This is a genomic window from Maricaulis sp. B-26 (assembly GCF_056857855.1).
Window position 1 is genome coordinate 63,907 of record NZ_JBSXNX010000018.1, and the last position, 12,180, is coordinate 76,086.

Genomic DNA, 12,180 nt, shown 5'->3' on the forward strand with positions numbered 1-12,180 from the left:
GATCGTCTGAGTCGGACATCCGTTCGGGGAGGAGCGGATCGGCGCCTGTCTAGCGGTCCATCGCGACGGATTGATGACGTTGGGCCGACGCCGCGCCCCGGGCGCTTCGGCCGGGCACCTTCCCTGCGCCCTGACCTTGCGGCTCCGGGGTGCAGGAGGCTAAGCCCGGATACATCATGGCTCTCTTCCTCCCCGTCATCCTTGTCGCCGTGCTGGTCGTCATCATGCTCCAGCATCGCGGGCGCGAGACCCGGCTCAGACGACATCTGAACACGGTGACCGGCGATCTGACCGAGCTGCGCGCAGCGATCGAGGCCGGCCGCGATCCGGCGGCGATTCCCGAACCGGAAGCCGGACTCGATACGATGACGATCCTGCGGGCGCCGCACCATGTACATGCGGCCGTCACCGAGGCCTACGGGGCGCTCGACAGGGGCGATGCGGACGCTGCGGCGGTTCTGAGCCGGTGCCTGCAGGTGCTCGACGAATACCGGGAATTTCGCGGCTGGACCTGACCCGTCCGGTCCGGTGTAATCGCGTGGTCGGCGCCGGGGAGATTTGGCGTTGCCGCGACCAGTCCAGGGACCCAGATGATCATCGAACCGGTCAATCTCGTTCAGATCGCGCTGATGGCGATCGCCGCCGTCGGCATCGTGCTGACGGTGAGTGCGCCGCGTCTGCGGGCGGTCACGGTGCTTCTGGCCATGTCGGCCTCCTGGATGGTGTTCAACTTTCTCGAGGAGATTGCCGGATTTCGCGAAGTCTGGCTGGTGACGCCGGCCTTCCGGCTGGCCTATCCGCCGCTGGTCTATCTGGTCGCGCGCGGCGTCATGATGTCCGGTCCGGCCCTGACCTGGCGCGACTGGCCCCATGCGGTGCCCTTCCTGGTCGCGCTGCTCTTCACCTCGCAGATCGCCCTGGTCGAGCATGCAGCACGGCTGAGCCTTTTCATCTATGCTGCCGCCGCGCTGCGGCTCGTCCACCGCTATCACCGGGCCACGCGGGAGACCCGGTCCGATGCGCAATCGATCCAGCTCAACTGGCTCTACGCCCTGATCGGCTTTTATGTGGTCGACGGAGTGTTCGACATCGTGCGGATGGACGCCCACTGGCTCCATCCTTACTGGCCCTGGCTGGACACGCAGTCCGCCTATTTCTTCCAGCTCAGCGTCTCGCTGGCTTTCGTCACGCTGTTGATCCTGCTGGCCGTCCGGCATTCCCGCCTGTTCGGAGGCCTGGCTCCCGGCGCGCTGGAAAGCGGCGGTGCAAGCCGTGAGTTGAAGGCCGAAGAGAGCGGAGCCTTCGATCGCATCGATGCGGTGGTCCGCGGCGAGGCGCTGTACACGGAGCCTCGCCTGACCCGACCTGAAGTGGCCGAGGCAGCCGGTCTGGGCGAGCGGGCCGTGTCGCGGGCGATCAAGGCGGCGACGGGCCGCAATTTCAACGACTACGTCAATTCCCTGCGGATCGAGGATGTCTGCGCGATGATGCGCGAGGATGCGGAGGCCGGGACGTCCCGCCGCGTGATCGACCTGGCCTTTACGGCCGGGTTCAGCTCCAAATCGGTCTTCAACGACGTCTTCAAGCGGGAAACCGGCCAGACGCCGTCAGCCTATGCAGCCGGCTTGCGTCAGCCGGGAGACGGGCGGGCTTCCGGCGCCCCCCGCGTCTGACGAATTCCGTACGTCCGGAATCCGGATTCCGGACGACCCATGGCGGGCATCGTGCTGATCTCTCCCGGAATTGTCCCGGGAGATCTCATGTTTCGCCTTTTCGCCATCATCCTGATCGCAGTCGCAATCGCTGCGGCGTCGTTCATTTTTACCGTGTTCCACGTGCCGGGAGTCATGATTCCCGACCGGTCCGAGCCGCGGTCCCGGCTGATCGAACATGCGAGCCTGCTGGACCCCTATACCGGCGTGCTTCGCCGGGACGCGTCGGTCCTGGTCGTGGACGGGCGTATTATCCGGACGGGCCCGGACGGGACGCTCGAAGTCCCGGACGGGATCGGGCGGATCGATGCGGGAGGACGGACGCTCATGCCCGGCCTGATCGACCTGCATGTTCATGTGTTCGACGAGGTCGATCTCGCCGCAGGCCTGTCGCATGGCGTGACGACGGTGCGGAATATGGGCGGCATGCCATTCCACCTGCCGCTCGCCCGCCGCATAGAGCGGGGCGATGTGTATGGCCCGCGCCTCGTCACGACCGGCGCCATCATCAATGAGACCGGCGGACGCAACGGCAATGCCCTGCACGAATTCGTCGACGGAGCCGGCGAGGCGCGCCGCGCCGTCCGCCGCCAGTACTCTGCCGGTTACCGCCACCTCAAACTCTATTCCAATCTCTCGCGCGAGAGTTTTGCAGCCATCCGCGAGGAAGCCGCTGCGCTGGGGATGACGCTGAGCGGTCACCCGGTCGAGGGCACGGAAGCCGATCCGCTGTCCTTCGCGGCAACTCTTCCTGCGGGCTTCCGCACGATCGAACACACCGAATCCATCGTCTGGCACGGCCTGGGCGACGATACGGATCCGGACCTGGCCCGCGCCCTCGCCGGAGAGATCGCTGCGTCCGGCGCGGTCGTCGATCCGACGCTTGTCGTGCACGAAAACCTGGCGCGGATCGTCGAGACGCGCGGCGCCCATATCACGCGTCCCGCCATGCGCGGCTATAATCCGGTGGTCGCCGGCTTCGAACAGGACGGGTTCGACTACTGGGCGCAATACCCGCATGACGACCGCAGCCGGATGCAGGCCTTCTACGTCGCTTTTACCGGCATGATGCACGAGGCCGGCGTGCCGCTGACCGTGGGCACCGATTCCGGCGTCATGGCCTCGCCGCACGGTATTTCGACCATCCGGGAGATGGAATTGCTGGTCTCCGCCGGGCTGACGCCGATGGAGGCGATCCAGGCGGCGACCGTCAATCCGGCGGACGTTCTGGGCATGCGCGGCGAGATCGCGTGCCTGGCTGCGGGCTGCGCGGCGGATTTCGTTCTGGTCAATGGCGATCCGCGCCGCGATATAAGCCTGCTTTATGCGCCGGCCGCGGTCATGCGCGATGGCCGCTGGCTCGAGCGCGAAGACCTTCAGGCCCTTGGCGAGGCGGGCCGTCACCCGTCGGAGCTGCGCACCTGGTGGCGGCTGGGCCGGCACATGCTGGCGGTGCGCTGAAACCCCGACGAAAAACGCCCGGCCAATGGCCGGGCGTTGTCCGTTTGCCGTGAGGGCTCGATCTAGCCGAGGGCTTCGTCGAGTTCCGGCAGGGCGTTGAAGAGGTCCGCGACCAGGCCGTAATCGGCGACCTGGAAGATCGGGGCTTCCTCGTCCTTGTTGATGGCGACGATGACCTTGGAGTCCTTCATGCCGGCGAGGTGCTGGATGGCACCGGAAATACCGACGGCGATGTAGAGCTCCGGGGCGACGACCTTGCCGGTCTGGCCGACCTGGTAGTCGTTCGGCACATAGCCCGCATCGACGGCCGCGCGCGAGGCGCCGACCGCGGCGCCGAGCTTGTCGGCGATCTTGTCGAGCAGGTGGAAATTGTCGCCGGACTGCATGCCGCGGCCGCCGGAGATGACGATCTTGGCAGCGGTCAGTTCCGGACGATCGGACTCGGAGAGTTCCTCGGAGACGAATTCCGACTTGAACGGGCCGGAGGCTGCGCCGAGATCCTCGAGCGTGGCCGAGCCGCCGTCGCCGGCTTTCTCGAAGGTCGTCGGACGAACCGTGATGACCTTTTTCGCGTCCGTGGACTTCACCGTCATCATGGCGTTGCCGGCATAGACCGGGCGGACGAAGGTGTCCGGCGCCTCGACAGACGAGATTTCCGAGATCTGCATGACGTCCAGCTTGGCCGCGACGCGGGGCATGAAATTCTTGCCCTGCGTGGTGGCTGCGGCGAGGACCGCGTCGTAATCCTCCATCAGCGGCGTGACGAGGGCGTCCAGCGCTTCGGCGGTCGGCTTGGCCAGCACATCGCTCTCGGCGTGCAGCACCTTGGCGACGCCGTCGATCTTGCAGGCGGCATCGGCCACGGCCTGGCAGTCGGAACCGGCCACGAGGAGGTGGATGTCGCCGCCGATCGCCTTGGCGGCGGTCACGACCGCGCGGGTGGCGTCGTTGAGTTCGGCATTGTCGTGTTCGGCAATAACGAGAACAGCCATGGTCAGATCACTCCCGCTTCGTTCTTCAGCTTGTCGACCAGTTCGGCGACGCTCTCGACCTTGACGCCGGCTTCACGCTTGGGCGGCTCGGTGACCTTGAGCACTTCCAGACGCGCCGCGGTGTCGACGCCGTAATCGGACGGGGCCTTGGTGTCGATCGGCTTGCGCTTGGCCTTCATGATGTTCGGCAGCGAAGCATAGCGCGGCTCGTTGAGGCGCAGGTCGGTGGTGACGATGGCTGGCATTTGCAGCGCGACCGTCTGCAGGCCGCCATCGACTTCGCGGGTCACATTGACCTTGCCGTCGGCCATTTCGACCTTGGAGGCGAAGGTGCCCTGCGGCCAGTCGAGCAGCGCCGCCAGCATCTGGCCGGTCTGGTTGCTGTCGTCGTCGATGGCCTGCTTGCCGAGAATGACGAGCTCCGGGCTCTCTTCCTCGACCACGCCCTTGAGCAGCTTGGCCACGGCCAGCGGCTCGACCGTGTCGTCGGTCTGGATCAGGATGCCGCGATCGGCGCCCATGGCCAGCGCGGTACGGATCGTCTCCTGCGCCTGGGCCGGGCCGATCGAGACCGCGACGATCTCGGTGGCGACACCTTGCTCCTTCAGGCGGATCGCTTCTTCGACAGCGATCTCGCAGAAGGGGTTCATGGACATTTTGACGTTCGCGAGGTCGACGCCCGTTTGATCGGGCTTCACGCGGACCTTCACGTTGTAGTCAACGACCCGTTTGACGGGGACGAGAATCTTCATGCTTGGGCTCCGGTTGGCCGCGCGCGGGTATTCTGCGCACCGTGAAAGAGTAGGCCGGGAAACTGCCTTCGCAAGTGCGGCAAGTCAATGCGTCAAGCTGGCTTACGTCTGCGTCATTTCGCAGTCACGGTATTGTGGGTATGGCGAGCGGCGGCACGGGGCGTTCTGTCATTTGCAACTGCGTGTGCAGCCGCAATGCCGCGGTCACATCGAGTGCCGGGAATGTAGTTTTGATGTTTCGGTATGTTTTCGATCTGACAGGGCCCGAAGCCGGCGGGCTGAAATCAAAAAGGGCGCACCCCGGGTGCGCCCTTTCTGGATCAGTTCTGACGGAGCCTATTCCGCTTCGGCCACCAGCTCGGTCGAGATGAAGAGGTCGATTTCGTCGGAGACGTAAGGCACGGCATAGCCCATATCCCACTGCGAACGCATCAGGGAACCGGTGGCGGTGAAGCCGGCCTTGGTGCGGCCGTCATTGGTTTCCGCGACACGGTTCAGCGTAACGTCGAGCGAGACCGGATGGGTCTGACCGTTCATGGTCAGGTCGCCGGTCATCACGCCGGTCTCGCCGTCCTCGGTCTGGAAGCCGGTGGCGACGAAGCGCGCGGTCGGATTGAGCGCGGTCTCGAAGAAGTCGTCCGAATTGAGATGGCCGATGAAACGGTCCTGGTTGGCGCCGGCCCAGATTCCGCCGATCAGGTTGAAGGTGATGTCGACCTGCGAGGCGGACGGGTTTTCCATGTCCAGCACCAGCGTGCCGTCATAGTCGGTGAACTGGAGCGACATGGTCGAATAGCCCTGGTGGACCCAGCTGGCCTCGATCTGCGTGTGGTTCTTGTCGAAATCGAAGGCGACCGGCTCGGCGTGGACGGCGGCGGCGAACAGGGCGGCCGGCGCGGCGGCCAGGATCAACTCGCGAAACATCTGCACTCTCCTTGTGCGTTGAACTGTCGCAGCGACAGATAAGGCATGCGCGCGCGAAATCGACCGGCTTCGCGACAAGTTGATGTTTCCGTCGTGGAAAGAGTGCGGAGGGAAGGGGCCGGCTATCGCTCGCCGCCGGGCACCCAGAGCACGTCGCCGCCGCTCTCGAGGTTCGCGATACGGGCCATCACGAAGAGCAGGTCGGAGAGGCGGTTGAGATAGGTCAGCACGGCCGGGCTCACTGCCGCGCCGGAGGCGGCGAGGGCGGTGGTGGACCGTTCGGCGCGGCGGCAGACTGTCCGGGCGTGGTGCAGGCGGGCTGCCGCTTCGCTGCCGGCGGGCAGGATGAAGCTCTCGAGCGGGTTCAGTCGCGCATTGAGTGCGTCGATCTCGCCCTCCAGCCTTTCGGTCTGGGCCGCCGTCATGCGCAAGGGCTGCCAGTCGCGTGGCTCGTCCGTTTCCGGGACGCAGAGGTCCGCGCCAAGATCGAAAAGGTCGTTCTGGATACGAGCAAGGCTGGCGTCGAGTTCGGGCGCGTCGCCGAGTGCGCTGCGGGCGAGGCCGAGCACGGCGTTGGTCTCGTCGACATCGCCATAGGCGGCCACGCGCGGATCGTGCTTCACGGTCTCGGACATGTCGCCGAGCCGCGTCGCGCCCTTGTCGCCGGTGCGGGTGTAGATTTTCGTCAGGCGGACCACGGGATCAGGCGCCGCCGTAATTCTGGCGCACCCAGAGGATGGCCAGAAGGATCAGGATGGCGACGAATTGCAGCACGACGCGCAGGCGCATCAGCTTGTTGGAGCGCGAGCGGGCTTTCTCGTCGCCGCGATAGAGATTGACGATGCCGAAGATCAGCACGCCGACCACCGCCAGCATGGCGATATAGAGGAAACCGGTGAGGAGGGTGTCGGTGGTCATCAGCTTCTCCAGCGCAGGGTGGCGGGTTTGACGGGGTTCCTGAAGGGCTCGCCGGTCTCGCGATGCTTTTCCCAGGCCCGTTTGAGGGCAAAATACCATTTCGCCTGCACGTCGGCGTCGTGGATCAGCATCAGCTTGGGATCGTAGGCGAGGCCGACCTGCTGGGCGTTCACCGCATCGCGGTCCTGGCCCAGGAAGGTTTCGCCGGCGAGGCGCAGCAGCGGGCGCGGCACGAAACTCAGGATCGGGTGGTTCCAGTAGATCGCCACGGTAATCGCGGTCGAGTTCTCGTTCGTCGGCGTTACGGCCGTAAAGATCGTGACATGCTTGCCGCCGGCCTTGATGTATTCGTAGCGCAGGCCCGGCAGCTGGACCTGGATCTCGGTCGTGCGGCCTTCCCCGAGGAGATTGTAGACGAAGGAATTGGCCGAGGGCGTGTGCGGCAGCATGGAGAAGCCGCGCTCGATCGGGCCGAAGGCCTTCTCCTTGTTGCGCACGGATTTCTTGGTCCGGTACCACCATTGCCGGTGGATATAGGGAATGTGCGCCGGGTCCATCAGGCCGATCACCGCATGGTCGATCGGGCAGTTGAAGACGTCCTTGATGATCATGCGCGGACGTTCGCCCTCGGGCATGTCCAGCTTGGGCGGATCGATGCAGGGCGGCTTTCCGTCCTCGCTCTCGTCCGCGTAGTAGATCCAGATCAGGCCCTGGTCCTCGTGCACGGGATAGGCGCGGGTGCGGATCTTCGAGAGATCCATCGCCTCGGCCTGGTCGGCCGTCAGGGACGGGATGGCGGCGCAGGAGCCGTCCGTGCGGAAGCGCCAGCCGTGATAGGGGCATTCCACATGGGTCTCGCCGTCATGCTGCTGTGCCTCGCCGCCCGAGAGCAGGATGCCGCGGTGCGGACAGATATCGCGCAGCGCATAGGCTTTGCCGTTATGGTCGCGGCCGAACAGGATGGGCTGGCCCAGCAGCTCGCGGTGGAGATGCTGGCCGGGCTTCAGCTCGCTCGACAGGGCGCCGAAATACCAGAGGTCTTTCACAAACATGGCACCGCACATAGCGCGAAGCGCCGCGCCTGCCTAGCGCCTGCACCGCGAAGCGTCTGCGGCATATGGCGTCCTTCAGCTGCGTTCGTAGGCTTCGCGCGGCAGACCGTAGCGGGAGGCGGCATCGTGGATGCGCTGGCGCTGGGCTGCGCTGAGGGCGGCCCCGCGTCCCGCCACGCCCTTGTTGAAATTGACGCGCTGGAATGTGCCCGAGGCGATCTCGTAGACCGTGTCGTCGAAGGGAAGATCGAGTTCGCGGCCGAGACGCTGCATGAGCGCCTTCCGGTCCGTCATCATCTCCTCGAAGGTAATGTGCAGCACGTCCTCGCTGCCCGCCTGCGCCTCTTCCCACCAGGAGGCGATGAAGGCCACGTATTCGGCGAGGAAGACATCCATCACGAAATCGTACTGCTCGCGCTCCTCCAGCTCCCGGAAATGCGCAAGGGCCCGGTCGGTGACGCCTTCCACGCGCTTGTCCTTCAGCAGCATGTCGCGGCGGCTGACGATTACGTCGAAGAGGTCGCGCGTCAGGGCGATGACCTTGAGGCCGAGCGGCCGGATCATCGGCAGGAGGCGCGTCGCGTCGGCATGGCAATGGGCCAGCATGTCCCGCTGGATCAGCGGCATGGCGAGCACGCGCGGATAATAGACCGTCCCGCCGCGGTGATCATAGCCGATCTGGTGGCGGTGCAGGTTGAAGGTCGTCGCAATCAGGGTTTCCAGATAGAGCGATGCGGATTTCGGCAGACCAGCCAGAATGATGCGCCGGAAGTCGTCTTTCGGCGTCAGCGTCGCATAGCGTCCGTCGATCGCGAGCGTCGCATAGTCCGACATCGTGTCATTGTCGACGTCGAGATAGATATTCCAGTCCCGCAAACCTGCACTCTCCCAAGCCTTGACCAAGAAGATAGCGCCGAGTCGAGGCGGGGCCAAAACTTCAGACAGTAAAGCGCACCCGCAGCGCGTCTGCGCTCTCGCCGGCCTCGCGCATGGCTTTCAGCGTGGCGGCCTTGTCGCGCTTGGCGAAGCGCTTTCCGTCCGCGTCCAGCAGGAGGCGGTGGTGGCGGTAGGTCGGAACGGGCAGGCCGAGCAAGGTCTGCAAGAGGACGTGAAGCGGCGTCATGCCGAACAAATCCTCTCCGCGAATGATATGGGTGACGTCCTGTAGCGCGTCGTCATGGACGACGGCGATGTGATAGCTCGTACCGACATCCTTGCGCGCCAGGATGACGTCGCCCAGCGGGTCCGGATCGGCGACGATTTCGCGCCGGCCCGAGCCGAGCGAACTCTCGCCTTCCTCGATAAACCGCATCGCGCCGAAGCGCGTCCCCAGCACGTCCCGGCAGCGATCGAGCGAAAGCCGCCAGGCGAAGGCGTCGCCGGCGGCGAGACGCTCCGCTTCTTCGTCGGCGCTCATCGGCTCGACCGGGCCGCGATAGATCGCACCCTCGGGACCTTCGCCTTTGCCGTGCGGCGCGCGGGCGATGTCCTCCATGATCTCGCGGCGCGTCTTGAAACAGCGATAGACGACACCCAGCCCGCGCAGCCTTTGCAGCACGGCGTCATACTGGTCGAAATGCTCCGATTGCCGCCGCACCGGCTCCTCCCAGTCGAGGCCGAGCCAGATCAGGTCGTCATAGATGACGGGTACGAAGTGCGGTTTGCAGCGCACCGTGTCGATATCCTCCAGCCGCAACAGGAAACGCCCCTCCGCCTCGCAGGCCGCCCGGAACGCCGTCCAGGCCGAAAAGGCATGGCCGATATGGAGATATCCGGTCGGCGAGGGGGCGAAACGGGTGGTGAAGCTCATGGCAGGGAATGAGCCAGAAGCCGGGCGGTTTGTCATCCCGGGGCTTTCTGTTCCCGGCTTCGGTTCGGGACCGGACGGTCCCACCTCTTCATTGTCGGCCTGCTGGCTGACAAGCGATCAATGGCGCATTGTGCTCTCGCACAGGTCTTGAAGATGCCCACCGCGCTCCACACAATCCTTGCCTCGCTTCCCCGCATCCCGCTATCCAGCATGAATTGACGGTCAGGAGTATCCCCATGTCCCCTTCGATCGACGGTCCGCGTCTGGCTCCGCGCGACGGGCAGGCGCCGAAAAAGCTGGTGATCTTCCTGCACGGCTATGGCTCAAACGGTCAGGACCTGATCGGGCTGGGTCAGCACTGGGCGCCGGACCTACCGCATGTGCAATGGGTGTCGCCGAACGCGCCGGATCCGGTGCCGGGCGCGCCGAACGGGTTTCAGTGGTTCCCGATCTCCAATCTCGACCCGCAGCGCATCGAGCAGGGCGCGACCAGCGTCTGGCCCGTCGTGGACGCTTTCATCGACCAGGAATTGACCCGCTACCGCCTGACCGAGCGCGACCTCATCCTGTGCGGCTTCTCCCAGGGGACAATGCTCTCCCTCTATACCGGCCTGCGCCGCAAGCGGCCGCTGGCGGGCATTCTCGGCTTCTCCGGCGCACTGCCGGCCGGCGGGCGCCTCAAGGAGGAGATGGCCTCCAAACCGCCCATCATGCTGATCCACGGCGACCGCGACGATGTCCTGCCGCTGCCCTTCATGTTCGACGCCCTGGAAAACATCGCCGCCGCCGGCCACGGCGCCGAATGGCATATCTCCCAGGGCATCCCCCACTCGATCGGCGAGGACGGGCTGAAACTGGGCGCCGACTTTATCGGGAAAGCGTTTGCGGGGCGGCTGGCGGAGTAGTTCGGCGGGCAGACCGGTCCCCCTGCAGATCGCGAGAGCAGCGCTCCGGAACGCGTATCCCTTTGCCGCGCGGGCCTGCTGGGTGTAGCGTCGTATGCGTTCGTACCTGTTCCAAGACGTACCGCGTACCTTCGCAACCAGGAGGACGAAGACGATGTCAGTCAAGACCAGGGTGGATATCAAACCGATCGCCCGAGACTTTTTCGAAGCCTGCGAGGCAGGCAAGGGGTGGGATGTCTGCAAGCAATGGTGCCAGACCCGGGCGAGCTTTTCGGCCCAGGCCGACGCGCTTGCCGGGATCGACACGCTCGAAGCCTATACGGAGTGGATGAAGTCCATGCTCGTCGCGATGCCTGACGGGCATTACGAGCTGCTCTCCTTCGCCGTGGACGACCAGACGCAGACCGTGACTGCGGCCGGCGTCTTCCACGCCACGCACACGGTGGCAGCCGGAGATATCCCGCCGACGGGCAAGTCTCTGGCGGCCGATTATGCCTATGTCATGGAATTCGACGGCGACAAGATCCGTCACATGACCAAGATCTGGAACGACGTGCTTTCGCTGAAACAGCTGGGCTGGGCATAAACGCGGGCGGGTCCGGTTTGCGGACGGACGGGCTTTCTTCCCCGCTTGCGGGGAAGTGGGCCGATGCACCGCATCGGCTCGATGGGGCGGCCGCGGGCCGAAAACCTGACACCGTCTCCGCAGGCCCCTCCGTCCCTTCCGGTACACCTCCCCACGCGTGGGGAGGAAAAATGCTGCACAACGTCTTCCCCCGGTGGGAGAGGACGAAAGCTCGGTTTATCCGTCATCCAACATCTCCAACCCCGTCATAGCCCTGTCACGCGAACGGGAGTAACCTCTGTTCACGACTCAGGTGCGGTTTGATTCGTCTCGGCGTTTCGGCACTTTGCGGGTCGTGGGAGGTGAGCTTTCAGGACGCGGGTCCGGAATACACACCCCCTCCTCGGCAAGGCCGGTCAGGTTCGGACCGGCGGTCGTTACGAGGGAGGTCGCCATGCAGGTGCTTGATCGTGCGCCGCAGGGCATGCCCTGTCTCGTCCTGAATGCCGACTACCAGCCTTTGAGCTACTGGCCGCTTTCGACCTGGCCCTGGCAGGAAGCCATCAAGAATGTCTTCCTCGAGCGGGTCGCCGTGGTCTCGCATTATGAGGAGGTGGTGCACTCGCCGAGCTTCGAGATGCATGTCCCCTCCGTGGTGGCGCTGCGCGAATACGTGACGCAGAACCGCACGCCGGCCTTCACCCGGTACAATGTCTGGCTTCGCGACGGGTTCCGCTGCGTCTATTGCGGCAAGGACGGGATCGACCAGCTCACCTTCGATCATGTCATCCCGCGCCGGTCGGGCGGCAGGACGAGCTGGGAGAATATCGTCGCCGCCTGCGGGCCGTGCAATCTCAGGAAGGGCGGCCGCACGCCGCGCGAGGCCGGCATGCCGCTGACCCGGCCGCCGCAACGTCCCACCATGCACGAGCTGCAATCCCAGGGCCGCCGTTTCCCGCCGAAATTCCTGCATGAAAGCTGGCTGGACTATCTCTACTGGGATATCGAGCTGGAGCGGTAGTCGGGGCCGTCTGCAACGCCTCGTTAAGCACTTGTCCGGCACTATCAACGCCTTGATACCCTTCAGGA

The 12,180-nt window shown here is 65.1% G+C and carries 14 protein-coding genes; 6 read left to right on the top strand and 8 right to left on the bottom strand.

The genetic code is table 11. From position 1 onward, the window contains the following. Window positions 1-176: 176 nt before the first annotated feature. The 3 genes from AC13HB_RS05320 to AC13HB_RS05330 all read left to right on the top strand — a co-directional run bounded on the left by AC13HB_RS05320 (window position 177) and on the right by AC13HB_RS05330 (window position 3,173). Window positions 177-515: a hypothetical protein gene (locus AC13HB_RS05320; protein WP_482948694.1), complete on the top strand. Its 339-nt coding sequence runs from the start codon at window positions 177-179 to the stop codon at window positions 513-515. Between the two features lie 75 nt (window positions 516-590). After that, window positions 591-1,673 (top strand): helix-turn-helix domain-containing protein, encoded by a 1,083-nt coding sequence (locus AC13HB_RS05325; RefSeq protein ID WP_482948695.1) that lies wholly within the window; start codon window positions 591-593, stop codon window positions 1,671-1,673. Between the two features lie 87 nt (window positions 1,674-1,760). Then, window positions 1,761-3,173 carry an amidohydrolase family protein gene (locus AC13HB_RS05330; RefSeq protein WP_482948696.1) on the top strand — a complete coding sequence of 471 codons (1,413 nt, stop codon included), beginning with the start codon at window positions 1,761-1,763 and terminating at the stop codon, window positions 3,171-3,173. A gap of 62 nt (window positions 3,174-3,235) precedes the next feature. Here AC13HB_RS05330 and AC13HB_RS05335 read toward each other — a convergent pair whose 3' ends face one another. The 8 genes from AC13HB_RS05335 to gluQRS form a co-directional block, all read right to left on the bottom strand. Next, window positions 3,236-4,165: an electron transfer flavoprotein subunit alpha/FixB family protein gene (locus tag AC13HB_RS05335; RefSeq protein ID WP_482948697.1), complete on the bottom strand. Its 930-nt coding sequence runs from the start codon at window positions 4,163-4,165 to the stop codon at window positions 3,236-3,238. Window positions 4,166-4,167: 2 nt separating this feature from the next. Beyond that, the gene (locus AC13HB_RS05340) at window positions 4,168-4,917 is read right to left on the bottom strand and encodes an electron transfer flavoprotein subunit beta/FixA family protein (RefSeq protein WP_482948698.1); all 750 of its coding nucleotides are present in this window, start codon (window positions 4,915-4,917) and stop codon (window positions 4,168-4,170) included. 336 nt (window positions 4,918-5,253) lie between these two features. Then, window positions 5,254-5,841, bottom strand: a complete 588-nt coding sequence (locus tag AC13HB_RS05345; protein ID WP_482948699.1) for a YceI family protein — start codon at window positions 5,839-5,841, stop codon at window positions 5,254-5,256. Window positions 5,842-5,963: 122 nt separating this feature from the next. Further along, entirely contained in the window at window positions 5,964-6,539 is a 576-nt protein-coding gene (locus tag AC13HB_RS05350; protein ID WP_482948700.1) for a cob(I)yrinic acid a,c-diamide adenosyltransferase, read from the bottom strand. Between the two features lie 4 nt (window positions 6,540-6,543). After that, the gene (locus AC13HB_RS05355; RefSeq protein ID WP_482948701.1) at window positions 6,544-6,759 is read right to left on the bottom strand and encodes a twin transmembrane helix small protein; all 216 of its coding nucleotides are present in this window, start codon (window positions 6,757-6,759) and stop codon (window positions 6,544-6,546) included. After that, window positions 6,759-7,811, bottom strand: a complete 1,053-nt coding sequence (locus AC13HB_RS05360; RefSeq protein WP_482948702.1) for a Rieske 2Fe-2S domain-containing protein — start codon at window positions 7,809-7,811, stop codon at window positions 6,759-6,761. The genes AC13HB_RS05355 and AC13HB_RS05360 overlap by 1 nt, the downstream gene beginning before the upstream one ends. Window positions 7,812-7,886: 75 nt before the next feature. Next, a complete protein-coding gene (locus AC13HB_RS05365; RefSeq protein WP_482948703.1) occupies window positions 7,887-8,687 on the bottom strand; it encodes a sulfotransferase domain-containing protein in 801 nt (266 codons plus the stop codon). A gap of 61 nt (window positions 8,688-8,748) precedes the next feature. Continuing rightward, the gene (gluQRS, locus tag AC13HB_RS05370; RefSeq protein WP_482948704.1) at window positions 8,749-9,621 is read right to left on the bottom strand and encodes a tRNA glutamyl-Q(34) synthetase GluQRS; all 873 of its coding nucleotides are present in this window, start codon (window positions 9,619-9,621) and stop codon (window positions 8,749-8,751) included. Window positions 9,622-9,857: 236 nt separating this feature from the next. Between gluQRS and AC13HB_RS05375 the strand changes: the two genes are divergently transcribed. From AC13HB_RS05375 to AC13HB_RS05385, 3 genes are all read left to right on the top strand, one after another. Beyond that, window positions 9,858-10,526 (top strand): alpha/beta hydrolase, encoded by a 669-nt coding sequence (locus AC13HB_RS05375; protein ID WP_482948705.1) that lies wholly within the window; start codon window positions 9,858-9,860, stop codon window positions 10,524-10,526. Window positions 10,527-10,680: 154 nt separating this feature from the next. Then, on the top strand, window positions 10,681-11,112 hold the full coding sequence (locus AC13HB_RS05380; protein ID WP_482948706.1) for an ester cyclase: 432 nt from the start codon (window positions 10,681-10,683) through the stop codon (window positions 11,110-11,112). 433 nt (window positions 11,113-11,545) lie between these two features. Continuing rightward, on the top strand, window positions 11,546-12,112 hold the full coding sequence (locus AC13HB_RS05385; RefSeq protein WP_482948707.1) for an HNH endonuclease: 567 nt from the start codon (window positions 11,546-11,548) through the stop codon (window positions 12,110-12,112). Window positions 12,113-12,180: the final 68 nt, after the last annotated feature.

Coding starts and splice junctions, on each gene's coding strand:
- AC13HB_RS05320 (WP_482948694.1), top strand. CDS start 177: ATGGCTCTCTTCCTCCCCGTCATCCTTGTCGCCGTGCTGGTCGTCATC.
- AC13HB_RS05325 (WP_482948695.1), top strand. CDS start 591: ATGATCATCGAACCGGTCAATCTCGTTCAGATCGCGCTGATGGCGATC.
- AC13HB_RS05330 (WP_482948696.1), top strand. CDS start 1,761: ATGTTTCGCCTTTTCGCCATCATCCTGATCGCAGTCGCAATCGCTGCG.
- AC13HB_RS05335 (WP_482948697.1), bottom strand. CDS start 4,165: ATGGCTGTTCTCGTTATTGCCGAACACGACAATGCCGAACTCAACGAC.
- AC13HB_RS05340 (WP_482948698.1), bottom strand. CDS start 4,917: ATGAAGATTCTCGTCCCCGTCAAACGGGTCGTTGACTACAACGTGAAG.
- AC13HB_RS05345 (WP_482948699.1), bottom strand. CDS start 5,841: ATGTTTCGCGAGTTGATCCTGGCCGCCGCGCCGGCCGCCCTGTTCGCC.
- AC13HB_RS05355 (WP_482948701.1), bottom strand. CDS start 6,759: ATGACCACCGACACCCTCCTCACCGGTTTCCTCTATATCGCCATGCTG.
- AC13HB_RS05360 (WP_482948702.1), bottom strand. CDS start 7,811: ATGTTTGTGAAAGACCTCTGGTATTTCGGCGCCCTGTCGAGCGAGCTG.
- gluQRS (WP_482948704.1), bottom strand. CDS start 9,621: ATGAGCTTCACCACCCGTTTCGCCCCCTCGCCGACCGGATATCTCCAT.
- AC13HB_RS05375 (WP_482948705.1), top strand. CDS start 9,858: ATGTCCCCTTCGATCGACGGTCCGCGTCTGGCTCCGCGCGACGGGCAG.
- AC13HB_RS05380 (WP_482948706.1), top strand. CDS start 10,681: ATGTCAGTCAAGACCAGGGTGGATATCAAACCGATCGCCCGAGACTTT.
- AC13HB_RS05385 (WP_482948707.1), top strand. CDS start 11,546: ATGCAGGTGCTTGATCGTGCGCCGCAGGGCATGCCCTGTCTCGTCCTG.